Genomic DNA, 15,237 nt, shown 5'->3' with positions numbered 1-15,237 from the left:
GGAGCCAAGCAAACCGTCAGAGACCCGACTTCTTCAACACAATCGGCCAGAAGCGGACATCATCTCGAGCCGAGTAGCGAACTAATTTTGGCGGGATCGCTGACGCCTAGCCGCTGGCCCAAATTCAGCGCGAGAGGCAAGACCCAAAAGGGGGAGTCGGGATCGAAGGGTGCCCGTGGACCTGTCAGATTGTAGAGCGTTTTAGCGCAAATCTCCTCAAACGCATACTGCACTATAGCGCACTCATCTTTGCGTTTTTCTGCTGCCAGCGTCTTTTCCCGTATCTCGGAAAAGAGCGCATAAGCTTCTCCTCGACGTGAGCCGTCTTCGGCAAGCGCGATCAGCTTTCGCAACGTGGCTTTGTCTTCACACCTCGCTTCAAACAGCGCCAGAGGGGCAAGCATGGCCGTAATGATGTCACTCGGAAGCTTTGTCATTCTGTCAATATAGCGAATGCGTCCGAGGTCGAAAAAGGGCCAAACCTCGCCTTTCTTTGATATTGGTCTTTAGTGCGGCCGAAATTCAAACTGAGACACTACTCAAGCCTGACCGATTCTGAATTCCGGGCTCGCTCTTCGAGCGCCCCGGAATGACGACAGAGTGTTTCACAAGCAATCGTCTTCCTCTCGAAAGGGGCGAGGACATGTTGGAACGTCCGGCCTCGATCGACTTCGCTCAGATTTTCTCCAAGGTCCCGGTCTCCTTGGCGACTAGGTAGTAGAAGGTCATGCGGCTCTTGCGCCCGCCGTCGCCGGACATGGTCTGGCAGACGTTCTGCAGCACGCCCATGATCTCTTCGTCCGAGTGCTTGTCGCCGAGGTCCAGGGTCTTCTTGCAGTAGCCGTCGCGGATATGCTCGAGCTCGGCCTTGTCGGAGCAGGCCACCGTCTGCGCGTCGCGGTTCTGCATGGAGAGGCGCAGGCGGCTCCAGAGCTTCTTCACCACCTCTTCATCGGCGCCGCTGTCATAGCTTCTGATCTTGTCGAGATGTTCCTGATGGTCGGCCATGCCTGCCTCCTTGGTCTTCTACGCAAGAACCAGCCTGCAAGAAGCCGGGGCCTTGGGGCAAGCGGCGGCTGCAGCGCTTCTGTGCCTGGTTAGGCAGCCGAGCGCAGGGGCACCGGCTCGATCACCCACTGCGTACCCTCGGAGCTGATCCCCCTCGCGCTGGCGCCGATCTGATCGGCGAGCTCGGTGGTGAGCTGCAGCCCCTGCCCGCTGCCTCGAGGGCGATCCTCACCGGCGGCGTTCATCCCGTGCCCGTTATCCGAGACCGTCAGCCGCCCGTCCTCCGACAGCACCACGCAGATGGTCCCGCCCTCGGGGCCGAAGGCGTGTTTGTAGGCGTTGGTGACCAGCTCGCTGACAAGAAGCCCGAGGGGGACGGCGGCGTCGGGGTCGAGCCTGCCGCTGGCGATCCTCCCCTCCAGCGTCACCCCTGGCCGGCCCAGTGCCGCGCGAAGAAGCTGCAGCAGCTCGCCGAGAAACTCCTCGCTCCTCACCTCGGCATCCCCGCCGCCGGACCGCAGCGCGTCGTGCACCAGACCCATGGCCTTGACCTTGACCAGCGCCTCCTCGCGAAGCCCGCCCTTCTGGCCCGGACGCCGCCTGACATCGAGCTGGAGAAGGCTGATGATGACCTGAAGATTGTTGGCGAAGCGGTGGTGCATCTCGGAGAGGAAGGTCTGCCTGCTGGAGGCGAGCCTAGCCTCCATGCGGTAGGCACGCAGGAGAAGGAACGCCACCACGCTGGCCGCGATGCCGCCGCCCACGCCGAGGAAGGCCAAAGCCTGGCTGCGCTCCTTCTGGGCCGTGGTCAGCGCCGCGCGCGCCTCCGCTCCCTCGGCGCGCAGGGTTTCGAGCTCGGCTTCCCGCGCCAGCCTCGCCATCTCGGCGGCTTGCGCTTCCACCTCCCTCTCACTGCGGTCCAGGGAGAGAAGAAGGTCGGCATTGGCGACCGACCGGATCTTCTCCTCCTCATAGCGGTCGTCGCTGAGACGTAAGGCTGCCAAGGCGTAGCGCGCTGCCTTCTCGGCGTCGCCGAGGCCCCGCTCCTCATTGGCCATGGCTTTGGCATATTGCAGCAGATACCACCTGTTGCCTGACATGCTCTCGATGGCTTCAGGCTCGAAGGGGTCGTTGCCGAGCGCCTGCCGCGCCGAAGCCAGCGCGCCAGCAGCGCGTTCGAGCTCGCCCCGCTCCACCCTCTTCTCCGCGATCCAGGCATAGGTGGCGCCTGCGAGCTCCTCGCCGCGGTTCTCCTTCATGATGGCGGCCGCGGCAGCCGCCTGGGCGAGGGCCGCTTCGCGATCTCCGCCCGGCCGTTCGTAGTCCAGCTTGGCCTGCTCGATCTCCGCGTAAGCCACCCGACTGGCGCGGCGGTTCTCCGGCACCATCATGGCATCGGCCTTGGCCTTCGCATAGGCAGCCGCCGCCTCCTCGAAGCGGCCCCGGCGGCGGTGGGCCTCGCCGATATTGACGAAGGCCGTGGCCCGGTCGCTGCGAAGGCTCCAGTGCTCGACGTCGCGCAGATTGTCGGTGAGGAGTTCGGCAGCGTCGGTCATGGCGCCGATGCTGCGCTCCGTATCGCCGAGATCGGCGAAGATCACACCGATGCTGATCAGGGCCCGTGCTTCGAACTGCCTCTGCCCGATGGTTCGGGCAGCTTCCTGGGTGAGGGTCAGCGCGTCGATGGCCTCGACATAGTCGCCCCTCCTGGCGTGGAGCTGGCCTAGGCGCTGGGAGGCGTCGAGGACCACCCGGTCGTAATCGGCTCCCGCCGCCTCCTCGACCGCCTGGCTCAAGAGAACGATGGCGGCGTCCTCGTCTCCTTCCACGGATGCGAACATGCCCGACAACTGCGCCAGCCAGGCCACCGCCATGGGGTCCGCGCCGTCGCCTGGAACAGCGTCCGCCTCCTTGCGCAGGCGTTGGAGGTCTTCGGGATAAGGGAAGAGATCGGTCTCCCTGACCCTGGCGTTCATCGCCGCGACCCGCAGGCGGTCCGCCGCCGACCATGCCGCAGCCGCCTCGTCGAGCCGGTCGGGATCGAGAAAGAGGCGGCTCTTGCGAAGATAGTGCCGCAGAAGCTCGCGCCGCTCGGCGGGCGCGCCTCCCTCAAGCACGTTCAAGCAGGCGGCATTGAGCCTGGCGACGAAATCGCTGGGCGGGACCGTCCAGCGCAGCGGCTCGCCCTTGGGTTTGTTCTCGATGGTCTCGCGACAGAACGCAGCGTCCTCCGCGCGGTCCGCCGCCCTGGCTACGGAGGCCGAGGCCAGAAGAAGCAGCGTGCAGCAGAGGGCCGTGAAGCTTATGTTGGCCCGTCGATCCATCCGGCTTCTCCTGCCTCTTCGAGGTCCATGTCCCGCCTTCGGCAGACGAAGCGCTGTTGCTTCTCAACAGACTGCCCGCAAGTATCGGCACAGGCCGCGACGCCATGCTCCTTGCGCAACGCCCATCGGCCCCTCATCAATGGCACATGGCCCGCACGCTGACCATCGAGAACATGCCGCCCACCGTCACCGGGAAGAGCACGGGGCGCCCCATGGGTCCGGTGGCGGAGGACGAGGACTTCCGCTTTCACGCCCTTCTCTACCCCAACCGGTCCCTGTCCAGGGACGGCTTCAGGCGGGTGCTGTCGGTGGTGGTCGGGGTGAACATCGTCAACGCCGTGATCTACCTGACGCTAGGCGCCTGGCCGGTGGCGTTCTTCTGCGGGGTGGACATCCTGATCGTCTGGTGGGCCTTCAAGCTCAGCTACATGCAGGGGCGGCGGCACGAGCGGGTCATGCTGACGGACGACGCGCTCTGGATCAGCCGCGTCCTCCCCTCCGGCCACGAGACCCGCTGGAAGCTCTCCCCCTATTGGGCGCGGGTCTCCATCGACCGCCCGGTCCAGCACGACACCCAGCTTCAGCTCATCGAGAAGGGCCGCACCCTGGTCTTGGGCAGCTTCCTCTCGCCCAAAGAGCGGGGCGAACTGGCCGAGGCGCTCGGCGACGCCCTCGCCAAAGCCAGGACCGCTTGAAATACCCAGAGACGCCTGACGGGCGCTACTTCGTCGCGAAGGAGCGGCTGTGGCGCAAATCGAACCCTGAGCTCCCGGAAGACGAGCGCCAGCGCCTGGTGCGCGAGCTGATGAACGCCCGCCGCGCGGTCAAGGATGCCTCCACCGAAGCTGAGGAGAAAGTCGCTCGGGCGAAGGTCCATGAAGCGAAGGTAGCCCTTGGCGAGCGGGGGACGGTGTGGTGGGAAGACGGCGCACCCGATGAGAACCGCAAGCACCCCAAGAACACGAGCTACGCCGACTGGTGGGCCGGCCTTCAGCGAGAGAAGGGCTGAGGACGAGAACTCGCGCGTCGACGCCGTCCTGGCCCGGCACCTTCCCACCTTCGAGCGCCTCCTCGAGCCGCTGCTCGGCAGGCGCCTCGCCCTAGCCGCCGCCGAGTTCCTCGTCTTCGGCATCAAGCAGGCCTGGGCCTGCCTCTTCGGCGGGCTGATGCTCCTCGGCATCATCGCCACCGCCTTTTACTGGCCGGAAGGCTCGCCCCTCGCCCGCTACGACTTCCTCGTCCTCTGGGCCGTGGGCATTCAGGTCGCGTTCCTCCTGACGAAGCTGGAGCGCCCGCGCGAAGCCCTGGTCATCTTCATCTTCCACGCCGTCGGCACCGCCATGGAGGTGTTCAAGGTGGAGCAGGGCTCCTGGGCCTATCCCGAGGAGAGCGTCCTTCGCCTAGGCGATGTGCCCCTCTTCTCCGGCTTCATGTACGCCGCCGTCGGCAGCTACCTCGCCAGGGTCACGCGGGTTCTGGACTTCCGCTTCACGAACTACCCGAAGCTGTGGATGACAGTACTGCTGGCGGCGCTGATCTACGCCAACTTCTTCGCCCACCACTACCTGCCGGACATCCGCTGGTGGCTAGTCCTGGCGACAGGCCTCCTGTGGGGGCGGAGCTGGGTGCACTACCGCGTCTGGCGGTTTCAGCACCGCATGCCGCTGCTTCTCGGCTTCGCCCTCGTCGCGCTCTTCATCTTCCTGGCAGAGAACCTCGGTACCCTGGCCGGGGCCTGGTTCTATCCAGGTCAGGAGGATGGCTGGAAGCCGGTGAGCCTTCAGAAGTACCCTGCTTGGTTGCTCTTGATGATCCTGTCCTTCGTACTCGTCACCTTGGTGCACCGCCCTGCCGAGGTGACGGAGGGGAACTAAGTGATTATGTCCCTGCCATGCTGATCACCTACTACCTCATCGCCGGGGCCGTCATCGCAGGCTGGTACGGGCTCTATTTCCTCTGGAAGCGCCGCACCGAAGCCGATGTTGCCGAGGGCGCCGCCGTCGAGTACGCCCGCTACCAGCGGGCCGAGCCGCATCTCGTCGAGGGGATGGACGAGGGCCGCTTCCGCAGCCTCTACGCCAGGACCGAGGTGCCCGCGCAGCCGCTCTACACCTGGGCGGCCATGGCGATCTTCCTTCTGGGCGCGCCCTTCATCCTGGCGCTGACCAGCACCGTCATCACCTGGATGGAAGTCACGGGCGTCATCCCCCAGCCCGCCGAAGCCGCGCAGCAGCTTCAGGTCTCGGCCGAGGGCTTCCGGCCGGTGGCGAGGGCCGATCTCGAAGCGCTCCAACTCATCCTGCAGGGATGGGGCGGCTTCTTCAGCTTCTTCGCGCTACTGATCTTCTGGGTATTGGTCTTCTTCGCGGTTATGCGCCGCTACCACCGGACACGCCCAGGTTCTCTCCGGGAGGAGGTGTTGCGCTCTCGGTGATGCCGTCGCCGGGCAGCGCCTTGGCGGTGGCATTCCGGGCGCGCTCGCGCTCTTCGGTGAAGTCCGCCATGACCTCACCCTCACGCTCCGGGTCGAGGACGAAGACCCGGTCGCAATAGCCGCACTCGGCATAGCCCTTGTCCCCGATCGTGTAGAACGTCTTGGGATGCCCCAAGGCCCCGCCAGAGCCCATGCAGGCCACACGGCGATCCCCGACGAACACCACCTCCAAACTGTCCGAGCGGTGCATCACCTCGTCGATCACCTCATCGAGGGTGCGGGGACGTTTGTGGACGGGCAGCTTGTCAGCGAAGGGAGAGGCCATGGGCCGAGATATGGCGGAGGGCGGCTGGTGAGGCAAGCGACTGCTAGGGTCAGCTTGCGTCAGACATCGGTTGCAGCCACAGGTAGTGTATGCCGCTCAAGTTCCATCCCCGCGCCGGACAGGTGCTGGTTTGCGATCTATCCGATTTCAAACCGCCGGAAATGGTGAAAGTCAGACCTGTTGTCGTTATCTCACCGCGGCTACCGGACCGGGGCGGGATCGTGACGATCGTACCGCTTAGTACCACGCCCCCGCGCAAACCCTACCCCTTCGTGGTTCCGCTCAGTCGCTCCTACAAACCGGGAGGAGAGCCCTCGGTTCAAACCTGGGCGAAGTGCGACATGATCCTGAACATCGGGCTGCACCGCTTGAACGCATTCAAAGTTGGGCGGCGGAAGTGGGAGATACCCGAAATGACCTATGCCGACTTACGCGCGGTTAGGCGTGGCGTGGTATTCGGTCTTGGCATGGGCGACTTGTTTTCGAGTTAGAAAATACCTAAGTCTCCATCCGTACCCGGTCTTCGGGCTTTAAGACCTAGACATCTAGGCAGGTTGCCCACCGAGCGATGACAAGCTCAGGGTAGCCTAAACTTGTCAATGTCCCAGAGCCCCGCTTCGGCGGGGCTTTGTGTTAGAAGGATCGGCGCAATGATCGTTTCCATCTCCCCCGACGCCGCCATCTCCGCCCGCGGGATCGTCAAGCGCTATAAGGGCGCCAAGGGGCAGGAGGACAAGGTCGCCCTCAAGGGCATCGACCTCGACGTGCCGCGCGGCTCGGTGTTCGGGCTTCTAGGACCGAACGGCGCCGGCAAGTCGACCTTCATCAACATCCTCGCGGGTCTGGTGAACAAGACGGAAGGGTCGGCCTCCATCTGGGGCTTCGACATCGACAAGAACCCCCGCCAGGCGCGTGCATCGATCGGCGTCGTGCCCCAGGAGCTCTCCACCGATGTCTTCTTCACCCCCAAGGAGGCGCTGGAGATCCAGGCCGGTCTCTACGGCGTGCCCAAGGAGAAGCGGCGGACCATGGCGATCCTCGAGAGCCTCGGCCTTCTCGACAAGGCCGACGCCTATGTGCGCCAGCTCTCCGGCGGCATGAAGCGCAGGCTCCTCGTGGCCAAGGCCATGGTCCACGACCCGCCGGTCCTGATCCTCGACGAGCCCACGGCGGGCGTGGACATCGAGCTTCGCCGTCAGCTCTGGGACCAGGTCATGCATCTTCACGAGCGCGGCGTGACGGTCATTCTGACCACGCACTATCTCGAGGAGGCGCAGGAGCTCTGCGACACGATCGGCATCATTCACCGGGGCGAGGTGGTCACGGTGAAGCCGAAGAACGAGCTGATCGCCAGCCTCGACCGCAAGACCTTGATGGTGACGCCCGAAGCCGAGATGCAGCCCGGCGACCTCGCCTCCCTGCCAGGCGCGCAGGTGAAGGCGGACGGCAACATCTATATCGACTACCGCCCCTCCGAGACGCGGGTGGCGGACCTTCTCTCCGGCCTCAACAGCGCCGGCATCTCCGTACGCGACCTATCGACGGTGGAGGCCGACCTCGAGGATGTCTTCCTCGAGATGACCTATGGGAGCGACGGGTAGCGGCGNATCTCCGTACGCGACCTATCGACGGTGGAGGCCGACCTCGAGGATGTCTTCCTCGAGATGACCTATGGGAGCGACGGGTAGCGGCGATCGCCTCCCTCTCCCGCCTGCGGGAGAGGGACCGAGGGTGAGGGGACCTGAGCGGTAACCTTCGTCGCACGCGCAACGGCTTCGCCGAAGCCCTCACCCGAAATCGGAAGATTTCGGCCTCTCCCGCGAAGCGGGAGAGGTAAGTCTCGATCCCCGACCTAGTAGGTCAGGCGCAGGGCGATGCGGAAGTTCCGGCCCGGTTGAGGGGCGACGTCCTTCAAGAACGAGGCGTGGATGCGCGCCTCCTCGTCGAAGGCGTTGAGCAGCGCACCGGAGAGGGTGACCCGGTCCGTGATCTGATAGTCCGCGTAGAAGTTGGCGACGGTGAAGCTGTCCGTGGGCAGCTCGAACTCCGCCGTATCGTCCTGCTCGGAGGCGTACTCGGCCTCGGCGCGCAGGGCGAGGGGGCCGGTTACCGCGTCGATACCCCAGATCACGCCGAGCGGCGGAATGCGGGGCAGGTTGTCGCTGTCGCTCTCGGCATCGACATAGTCCACCACCACATCGGTGCTGACGTCGAAGCCGTTGGCCTCGAAGAGGTCGGCCCGTCCGACCACCTCGACACCGGCGAAACGGGCATCCTCGGCAACGAAGTTGAGGACCATCAGCTCACCGAACTCTTCGAGCTCTTCCTCGTCGTCTTCGCCGCGCGCCAGAAGGATGTCCGCGCCCGTGGTGCCGTCGGCCTGCTGGAAGATGAAGTCCTCATAGTCGGTGTAGAAACCGTTGATGCTGAGCGAGGCCCTGTCGTTGGCGAAGCGAATGCCAGCCTCGATCCCGAGGGCCGTCTCCTTGTCAAGCGACGCATCGCCGATATCGAAGCTGCTGGTGGCGAGGTGAGGGCCGTCGGAGAAGAGCTCCTCCGTCGTCGGAGCGCGCTCCGTCCGGAAGAGGTTCAAGGTCGCCGTCACACCCTCGGCGAGGGGGTAGCTGCCGCCGATGGCCGCCGAGATGCCGTCGAAGTCGAGGTCCACGCCGGTGACAGTGTTGAGCTGCTCCGTATGCTCGTAGCGGGCCGAGGCCTCGATCACGCCCTCGCCGAAGCTGAGCTCCTGGAAGGTGTAGACACCGAACTGATCGGTTTCGGTGGGCGGCACGAAGGCTTCCTCGCCGATGGCGGAGAACTCGCGGCCACGATACTGAACGCCGGTGGCGCCGCGCCAGTTGCCGCGCTGCTGCTGCGCCGCCTCTGCACGGATCTCGAAGCCTTCGTTCGAGAACACCGTACCGGGCTCACCGGGACCCTCGAACTCGATATGTTCGTAGTCGGCGTAGCCGGCGAAGATGTCGAAGCGCTGGAAGGGGCCGTCCATCTCCAGGCGGCCGTTCACATCGACACGGGTCTGGTCGAGCTCGATGAAGACGCCGCCTTCCTCTTCTTCGTGCTCCTCACCCTCGTGCTCTTCGCCTTCTTCCTCTTCGTGGCCGTGCCCATGGCCGTGGCCGCCGGGAACGCCGTACTGGGTCTCGTTGCGCTGGACGGAGAAGCCGAAGAAGCCGCGCTCGCCGATGAAGGACAGGCCGTTGGCGAAGCTCAGGGTCTCCTGGAACGAGTTCTCGAGCGTGCCGCGCTCTTCCTCGTCCTCGTGCTCCTCGTCATGCTCGTGCTCTTCCTCCTCTTCAAGGGCACGCAGGATATCGCTTTCGGCGAAGCCGGGAATGTCGATGTCCTCGGCGTCGCGATAGGCGACCTGGCCGCTATAGACGACGTCGAGGCCGCCGAGTTCGAAGAGCTTGCCCTGCAGGCTGGCGGAGGTCTCGATGCCGTTGTCTACCGTGGTGCCTGCCACGCGGACCGCCGCTTCGAGGCCGTCCTCGGGCGTCTCGCTGGCGATCCGGCCGTCGAGCACGTTGACGACGCCGCCCGCGGCCGAGCTGCCGTAGCGCAGGAGGCCGGTACCGCGGACGATCTCGATCCGCTCGGCAAGTGCAGGTTCGATAGGGGTGGCGTGGTCGGGGCTTGCGGCTGCGGCGTCGATGGAGCCGATGCCGTTGGTCAGGGTGCGGACACGGTCGCCGCCGAGGCCGCGGATGATCGGGCGGCTGGCGCCGGGACCGAAGGAGGTCGAGGTGACGCCCGGCTCACGGCGCAGCGTCTCGCCCAGCGTGCCGCGGAGCTGGCGCTGCAGCTCCTCGCCTTCCAGGATGGAGACGGGAGCGATGAGCTGATCGCTAGGCCGGTCCAGCGGCGACGCGGTCACGATGATGACGTCCTCGTCGGGGTCGTGGAGGGCGGAGGACACTGCAGCGGTGGCGGCAGGGGCGGAGATCGAGCCGAACAGGCTCGTGGTCAGAAGAAGAAAACCCATGGTGGAACTCGCAAAGCATGTCGCCGAGCGGCTCCGCGCAGCGCGCGTGAAGAGGCCAGCTCGAACTGTTCAGAAGGGAAGATCGTCGGTCGGTCGTTCAGACGACGGACGGCGGCCCTCTGATGCTGCGGCGGAACAGGGGCGCTGGCTCGTGCGTCTTGAGGGCGGCCTCGACCTCGCGCTCGAACAGGACGAGCGCTTCGGCCAGCACCGTCTCGCTGCCTTCGAGACTCTCATCGCCGGCCAGGTGACAGAGCACGCACTCCGTCGTCGCGGAGGCCTTCTCGTCGCTGTGGGAGAGGTCGTGCGTCGCCGCGAAGGCGGGTGCCGCGACCAGCCAGGCAAGCAGCAGCCAACGAAGAAGGTGCCCTGCGACCATGCCGCCCTCTAACACCCCTTGGCGAGGGGGGCTAGCCGATCACGCCGGGGACCTCCGAAGCTCGCCCATTGTGGCTATAGTGTCACAGCTTAGTTGAAGAGCTGCAGCAGCACCGTGGGACGCTGGTTCGAGATGAACAGGCTCTGCTGGGCGAGCTGGGTCTGCACCTGGAAGGACTGGAGCTTGGCCGATTCCTCGGCCAGGTCCGCCTCCACCAGGGCCGCAACCCCCTCCTCCATGGAGCCGGAGAGGTTGAAGAGGTAGTCCTGCTGGCGCTGCAGCCGTCCCTCGATGAAGCCGATCTCGGCGAAGGCGCGGTTCGCCTTGGACTGGGCGGCGTCCAGCACTTCGAGGGCGGTGGTGGTCGAGAAGCCCGCCTGGTCGAGGGGGATCAGCGAGTCCAGAAGCTCGATAAGGGTGGCCTGCTCGCGGCGCTCCGGCGAGCCGACATAGTACTGGATGCCCCCCGTCGGCAGCCAGCCCTCGGCGAGATAGGTGTTCACCTGGTCGAAGGCGGCGGCGCTGAAGGTCTGGTTGTAGGTGACGATCTTGTCGATCTGGCCCTGGAACTGGGTGGCGGCGCTGGCATTGATCACCGCGCCGTTGAGCACCGCGTTGCCGTTGATCCGTCCCACGCCGATCCCGCCGGGGTGGTCGAACAGGATGCCCACGCCGGTGGCCGTGTCGATCAGCTCGCCGTTCACATAGGCCCTGAACTCGCCCGTGGCGCTCGAATTGCCGTCGAGGACGAGCTGCGCGGTGTAGCGCGTGTTGGCCTCGATGCCCGCCGTCACCTCTCTATAGGGCCACTGAATGCCGGGGTCGCCATTGGGCAAATTGTAGCCGCCGAAGACGAGGTTGCCGTTGCGGATCGAGATGTTGACGCCGCGGACATTGCCGCCCTCTTCGTAGATCACCTGGGTGGTGTTGATGTCGGCGCCGGTCTCGAAGCTGATGGCGAAGGTCCGCTGGGCGATGCCGCCCGAGCCATTGGTGCCGACATTCACGCCCGCAGTGTTGGGCGGCGTCGGGTTGGTGACCTGGAGCTGCCCCGGCGTGCCGCTGATGACCTGGCTGTTGAGGTCCATCACTGCGCCGGGAAAAGGCGGCACGGTCCCCGAGACCGCAGGCGTCTTGAGGCCGAGCCCTGCGCCCTGAAGCGTCAAGGTCTGGAAGTCGTAGGAGCCCGACGCACCGTCGCGGCTCGCGCCGATGATCAGGGTCTCGAGGTTCTCTCGCTCCAGAAGGTTGATGCCGTTGAAGCTCGTGCCGCGGATGACCTTTTTGATCTCCTCGATCTGGTTCTTGATCACCTCTTCGAGCTGCGCCTCAGCGGTGCCGGTCTCCAGCGCCACGATGGCGTTCTTGATGTTGAGGATCGACTGGTCGATCGAGGGCTGCGCCGACTGGGCGGCCTGGACGGCACCGAGGGCGTAAAGAAGGTTCTCGCGAATGCCGTCCTGAACGGTGATGTCCGAGCGCTGGGTGTTCGAGACGAGAAAGAACGCCGCGTTGTCCTTGGCGCTCTGCACCTTGAGCCCCGTGGAGATGCGCTGCTGGGTGGCGTCCAGCTTGCTGTTGGCCACGCGGAGCGTCTTGAGCGCGATCTGAGCAGAAGCGTTTGTAAGCAGCACGATGTTCTCTCCTGTCACCCTTCTAGCGGACAAGTCGTGCCGATATTGTTAAGCAGCCCACGCACAAGGTTATCGGGCGTCAACGAAGCCGAAGAAACCGTTGCAGTCACCGGCAGCGCTTGTCTTTCGGGCCTGTTCATCAATGAACAACCATGCTTGCCTACCCAAGGTGGGACGCTTCAGACGGACCGGCGTGATGACCAGGCTTGCTTTGCTTCTCCTTCCGCTTCTCGGCGCGCTTGCGAGCTGCGGCGACGGGAGCGGCACGCAGGAGCCTGCGGCGACGAAAGGAACCCTGCCCATCGCGGCGGAGGAGCGGCCGCAGACCCTGTCCTCCGCCGTCACCGAGGAGAGCCGCGTCCCCCTCTGGGAGGTCAGCGACCCCGACACCATCGTCTACATGATCGGCACGGTGCCCCTCATCCCGCCGGGAACGAACTGGCAGAACCAGGGCGTGCGCGCCGCCTTCGGCCAGGCGAGCACGGTCTTCCTCGAGGCCGACTTCATCTCCCGCGAGGGCCAGCGCTCCATGGGCGTGGTCGTCGCCCAGACCGCCGAGCTGCGCTCCGGCAAGACCCTGACCCAGCTCTACAAGGGCTCCGACCGGGAGACGGTCACCGATGCCCTGAGCACGATCGGCGCCAGCGCGTCGGAGTTTGGCACCTTCCGCCCCTGGTTCGCCGCCGTGCAGAGCCGGACCCTCGCCCAGGTCGCCGCGGGGGGCGATCCCGCAGGACAGCTCGATATCGTCATCGCCCGCGAGGCCGTGGAGGGGGGCAAGCGCCTTCGCTACCTCGAAAGCGCGGCGGATATGCTCGCCGTGCAGGCGGCGGGCCGGGACGAGGAGGACGCCCCCTACCTCCTCGCGCTCCTCGAACGCCTGGCGCTGGGACAGCCCTACTACGCCGACATCCTCAGCGCCTGGTACGAGGGCGATCTCGACCGCCTCGACTTCCTCCTCAACGGCCCCATCTACGCCGCCCCGCCCCAGGTGAAGGAGCGCGTCATCATCGAGCGCCACCAGTCCTGGGCACAGCAGCTCGACCGCGTGCTGACCGACGAGAAGGGCATCTTTCTCGTCGCCATCCCCGCAGGCCACATGGTGGGAGACGAGAGCCTCCCCACCCACCTCCGCCGCCGCGGCTACGAGGTGAAGCGGTACTAGCGGAGGCGGCACCATCGTAGGGCGGCTCGCGGAGCGTGCCGCCGTTCGTGGGGGCAACCGAGCCACGGCGGATCACCTACTGTGTTCCGGCCTACAGTTCCCCACTCGCCTTCAAAGCTTACAGCTCTCAATGACGCCTTCCCATGGTCGCGCAGCGATCCATGGGACCCATCTCCGAACAGCAGGATAGGCGTCGCGGGCAGGAGCTGGGTCCCACGGTCTCCGCTTCGCTACGCCGTGGGAAGACGAAGTGGTGGTTCTTCCGTAGGGCGGAACGCGAGGCTTTTCGCCGCGCCCCCGCCCCCTCAGCCTACCGGCAGCTCCCCCACCAGTGGGGGAGCGAAGTAGTAAGCCAACGCCGGTCACTGCTTCCCTCCCCCATGGAATGGGGGAGGTGCCCCGGAGGGGCGGAGGGGGCAGCGGCGGCGGCCAACTTATCCCCGCCCTCTCCCCTTCTTTTATCTTCCCCGCCCATCGCAGCAGGCACACGGGGCGGGAGGCTTCGTAGCCGGTCCGCGATCAGCGGAATGTTCGGTCCGGGGGGACCGAATATAGGCGAAGAAGGCCACAGCAGTGGCCATCCACCTCGGTCTGCTGCCTTGGTGAGGCTTCGGGGCGGGTGGTCCTGGGGGCGGCGCGTCCGCTTACCGTCTACCCGCAGGCTGGACCCGAGCAGGGCGAGCTAAGGATTGGCCCCTGTTCAGAGCCTTACCAAGCTGGCGCGCGGCGTAGGGAGATGGGCCTCCCTCATGCCAAAGCACCTTTCACAGTTTCACACCCAAGCTGCGGCAGCGCCGCGCGCTGGGTCCCCGTTTGTTTCTTATGTCCGCGCCAAGCGGATGATCGTGCTGTGTGCCTTCTCACGTCATCCCGGAAGCCGAAGGCTATCCGGGACCCATGGACCGGTCAGCTTTCACTAATGCAACGGACCGAACAACGAATACCACCTGTCCATGGGTCCCGGATCAGCTTCGCTGTCCGGGATGACGGGGGGAGGAGACATACGGCCCAGAAGAGGTGGCCGCCCCGGAATGAAAAAAGAAAGGAGTTGCTACCGTCAGAATGCCTGAGCGGAATGACCTGCTCCTACGGCGAACATATTGTACGCTGATCGACCGGCGGGGCGTGATACCCGCCCTCTCCATTCAGGCGGGCTGCGGTAACGGACGCCTGCGCCGCCGCGCCGCGATGCCGCCCGCGAGGGCCGAAGCGAAGAGGAGTCCGGCGGCGGGCACGGGCACAGGCGCCGCGTTGATCGTCAGCGTGTAGCTGACGACCCGCGGGAAGTCCGAGCCGGGCGGCAAGCCTTGTGCATCGACTAGGATCAACGCGGTGGCCAGGGTGCTCAGGTCGAGGGTTCGCGAGATGCCGGCGCCAAGCAGGTCCTGAAGGGTCCCGCCGCTGATCACGGGAATGGCGTTCGAGTTCACGAAGCCGCCTTCCGTCCCCTCGACGGTCGCGACGAACGTCGCAGATGTGATCGCAAAATCTTCAAGTCCGAAAATCTGAAACAGGTCGGCATCGGTCTCGCCGTCGAGATTGGCTGTCACCGTACCCGTGACGACGTTCGTGCCCAACCCGAGGTTCAGCGCTAAGACGGTCGTACCGGATATGTCGCCATCGATGGCTTCGTCGTACATGATGGCGGCGGACGCGGCCGAAAGGCTGGCAAGGCTGATGGCGGCGGCGGCAAATGCGAATTTGATCATGGACGGTCCCCCTCGTCGGGGAACATAGTGGCTATATTAATCTTTTGTCTAGAATATTTTCAGCCGAAAGGAATACCGGTTCGGCGGTTCTAAAATGCGACAAAACAAACAGCTAGAGCGCGGGTTAAAAGAACCGTAATGAGTTCGAAACGCTCTAGGATAATTCGTGGTGAACACGTTTTGTCTTGAGAGTAGTCAACAGACATCTACGGTTCGAGAAATGCGAAGGCGCTTCCGCCGTTCGGGCACTGGAGGA

General features: G+C 65.1%; 15 protein-coding genes. 7 read left to right on the top strand and 8 right to left on the bottom strand.

Annotation, left to right across the window (positions count from 1 at the left end; all coding sequences use genetic code 11):
- Positions 1-59 precede the first annotated feature (59 nt).
- The 3 genes from NOG11_RS13015 to NOG11_RS13005 form a co-directional block, all read right to left on the bottom strand.
- A complete protein-coding gene (locus NOG11_RS13015; RefSeq protein ID WP_256620211.1) occupies positions 60-437 on the bottom strand; it encodes a hypothetical protein in 378 nt (125 codons plus the stop codon).
- Positions 438-675: 238 nt separating this feature from the next.
- Positions 676-1,008, bottom strand: coding sequence for a DUF2853 family protein (locus NOG11_RS13010; protein WP_256620210.1), 333 nt, complete (start codon positions 1,006-1,008; stop codon positions 676-678).
- A gap of 89 nt (positions 1,009-1,097) precedes the next feature.
- Positions 1,098-3,332 (bottom strand): sensor histidine kinase, encoded by a 2,235-nt coding sequence (locus NOG11_RS13005; protein ID WP_256620209.1) that lies wholly within the window; start codon positions 3,330-3,332, stop codon positions 1,098-1,100.
- Positions 3,333-3,478: 146 nt separating this feature from the next.
- Here NOG11_RS13005 and NOG11_RS13000 point away from each other — a divergent pair, with 146 nt between their 5' ends.
- Genes NOG11_RS13000 through NOG11_RS12985 form a run of 4 tightly spaced genes read left to right on the top strand, consistent with a single transcriptional unit; the run spans position 3,479 to position 5,766 of the window.
- Positions 3,479-4,027: a DUF2244 domain-containing protein gene (locus NOG11_RS13000; RefSeq protein ID WP_256620208.1), complete on the top strand. Its 549-nt coding sequence runs from the start codon at positions 3,479-3,481 to the stop codon at positions 4,025-4,027.
- Positions 4,024-4,341 carry a hypothetical protein gene (locus NOG11_RS12995; protein WP_256620207.1) on the top strand — a complete coding sequence of 106 codons (318 nt, stop codon included), beginning with the start codon at positions 4,024-4,026 and terminating at the stop codon, positions 4,339-4,341. Before NOG11_RS13000 ends, NOG11_RS12995 begins: the two co-directional genes overlap by 4 nt.
- Positions 4,268-5,206: a DUF817 domain-containing protein gene (locus NOG11_RS12990; RefSeq protein ID WP_256620206.1), complete on the top strand. Its 939-nt coding sequence runs from the start codon at positions 4,268-4,270 to the stop codon at positions 5,204-5,206. The genes NOG11_RS12995 and NOG11_RS12990 overlap by 74 nt, the downstream gene beginning before the upstream one ends.
- A gap of 17 nt (positions 5,207-5,223) precedes the next feature.
- The gene (locus NOG11_RS12985) at positions 5,224-5,766 is read left to right on the top strand and encodes a hypothetical protein (RefSeq protein ID WP_256620205.1); all 543 of its coding nucleotides are present in this window, start codon (positions 5,224-5,226) and stop codon (positions 5,764-5,766) included.
- Here the strand turns inward: NOG11_RS12985 and NOG11_RS12980 are convergent.
- Positions 5,702-6,091: a zinc-finger domain-containing protein gene (locus NOG11_RS12980; RefSeq protein WP_256620204.1), complete on the bottom strand. Its 390-nt coding sequence runs from the start codon at positions 6,089-6,091 to the stop codon at positions 5,702-5,704. The two genes, NOG11_RS12985 and NOG11_RS12980, sit on opposite strands and share 65 nt — an antisense overlap.
- An 89-nt stretch (positions 6,092-6,180) precedes the next feature.
- Here NOG11_RS12980 and NOG11_RS12975 point away from each other — a divergent pair, with 89 nt between their 5' ends.
- Positions 6,181-6,582, top strand: a complete 402-nt coding sequence (locus NOG11_RS12975; protein WP_256620203.1) for a type II toxin-antitoxin system PemK/MazF family toxin — start codon at positions 6,181-6,183, stop codon at positions 6,580-6,582.
- Between the two features lie 159 nt (positions 6,583-6,741).
- Positions 6,742-7,692 (top strand): ABC transporter ATP-binding protein, encoded by a 951-nt coding sequence (locus NOG11_RS12970; protein ID WP_256620202.1) that lies wholly within the window; start codon positions 6,742-6,744, stop codon positions 7,690-7,692.
- A gap of 251 nt (positions 7,693-7,943) precedes the next feature.
- On the opposite strand, the gene NOG11_RS12965 is transcribed toward NOG11_RS12970, so the two are convergent.
- The 3 genes from NOG11_RS12965 to NOG11_RS12955 all read right to left on the bottom strand — a co-directional run bounded on the left by NOG11_RS12965 (position 7,944) and on the right by NOG11_RS12955 (position 12,107).
- Positions 7,944-10,094, bottom strand: coding sequence for a TonB-dependent receptor (locus tag NOG11_RS12965; protein WP_256620201.1), 2,151 nt, complete (start codon positions 10,092-10,094; stop codon positions 7,944-7,946).
- 97 nt (positions 10,095-10,191) lie between these two features.
- On the bottom strand, positions 10,192-10,473 hold the full coding sequence (locus NOG11_RS12960; RefSeq protein WP_256620200.1) for a hypothetical protein: 282 nt from the start codon (positions 10,471-10,473) through the stop codon (positions 10,192-10,194).
- Between the two features lie 89 nt (positions 10,474-10,562).
- A complete protein-coding gene (locus NOG11_RS12955; protein ID WP_256620199.1) occupies positions 10,563-12,107 on the bottom strand; it encodes a flagellin N-terminal helical domain-containing protein in 1,545 nt (514 codons plus the stop codon).
- Between the two features lie 196 nt (positions 12,108-12,303).
- Between NOG11_RS12955 and NOG11_RS12950 the strand changes: the two genes are divergently transcribed.
- Positions 12,304-13,272, top strand: coding sequence for a TraB/GumN family protein (locus tag NOG11_RS12950; protein ID WP_256620198.1), 969 nt, complete (start codon positions 12,304-12,306; stop codon positions 13,270-13,272).
- A gap of 1,145 nt (positions 13,273-14,417) precedes the next feature.
- Here the strand turns inward: NOG11_RS12950 and NOG11_RS12945 are convergent.
- Positions 14,418-14,981: a hypothetical protein gene (locus NOG11_RS12945; RefSeq protein ID WP_256620197.1), complete on the bottom strand. Its 564-nt coding sequence runs from the start codon at positions 14,979-14,981 to the stop codon at positions 14,418-14,420.
- Positions 14,982-15,237: the final 256 nt, after the last annotated feature.

Source organism: Parvularcula maris (assembly GCF_024505085.1).
GTDB classification, from domain to species: Bacteria; Pseudomonadota; Alphaproteobacteria; order Caulobacterales; family Parvularculaceae; genus Parvularcula; species Parvularcula maris.
Note: the sequence above shows the minus strand (reverse complement) of the source record. Positions and strands in the feature narration are given on the sequence as shown.

What these genes read in the sequence shown, in the direction of transcription:
- NOG11_RS12945 (WP_256620197.1), bottom strand. Translation starts at nt 14,981, where the DNA reads ATGATCAAATTCGCATTTGCCGCCGCCGCCATCAGCCTTGCCAGCCTT.
- NOG11_RS12965 (WP_256620201.1), bottom strand. Translation starts at nt 10,094, where the DNA reads ATGGGTTTTCTTCTTCTGACCACGAGCCTGTTCGGCTCGATCTCCGCC.
- NOG11_RS12975 (WP_256620203.1), top strand. Translation starts at nt 6,181, where the DNA reads ATGCCGCTCAAGTTCCATCCCCGCGCCGGACAGGTGCTGGTTTGCGAT.
- NOG11_RS12970 (WP_256620202.1), top strand. Translation starts at nt 6,742, where the DNA reads ATGATCGTTTCCATCTCCCCCGACGCCGCCATCTCCGCCCGCGGGATC.
- NOG11_RS12950 (WP_256620198.1), top strand. Translation starts at nt 12,304, where the DNA reads ATGACCAGGCTTGCTTTGCTTCTCCTTCCGCTTCTCGGCGCGCTTGCG.
- NOG11_RS12985 (WP_256620205.1), top strand. Translation starts at nt 5,224, where the DNA reads ATGCTGATCACCTACTACCTCATCGCCGGGGCCGTCATCGCAGGCTGG.
- NOG11_RS13005 (WP_256620209.1), bottom strand. Translation starts at nt 3,332, where the DNA reads ATGGATCGACGGGCCAACATAAGCTTCACGGCCCTCTGCTGCACGCTG.
- NOG11_RS12980 (WP_256620204.1), bottom strand. Translation starts at nt 6,091, where the DNA reads ATGGCCTCTCCCTTCGCTGACAAGCTGCCCGTCCACAAACGTCCCCGC.
- NOG11_RS13010 (WP_256620210.1), bottom strand. Translation starts at nt 1,008, where the DNA reads ATGGCCGACCATCAGGAACATCTCGACAAGATCAGAAGCTATGACAGC.
- NOG11_RS13000 (WP_256620208.1), top strand. Translation starts at nt 3,479, where the DNA reads ATGGCCCGCACGCTGACCATCGAGAACATGCCGCCCACCGTCACCGGG.
- NOG11_RS13015 (WP_256620211.1), bottom strand. Translation starts at nt 437, where the DNA reads ATGACAAAGCTTCCGAGTGACATCATTACGGCCATGCTTGCCCCTCTG.
- NOG11_RS12960 (WP_256620200.1), bottom strand. Translation starts at nt 10,473, where the DNA reads ATGGTCGCAGGGCACCTTCTTCGTTGGCTGCTGCTTGCCTGGCTGGTC.
- NOG11_RS12990 (WP_256620206.1), top strand. Translation starts at nt 4,268, where the DNA reads ATGAGAACCGCAAGCACCCCAAGAACACGAGCTACGCCGACTGGTGGG.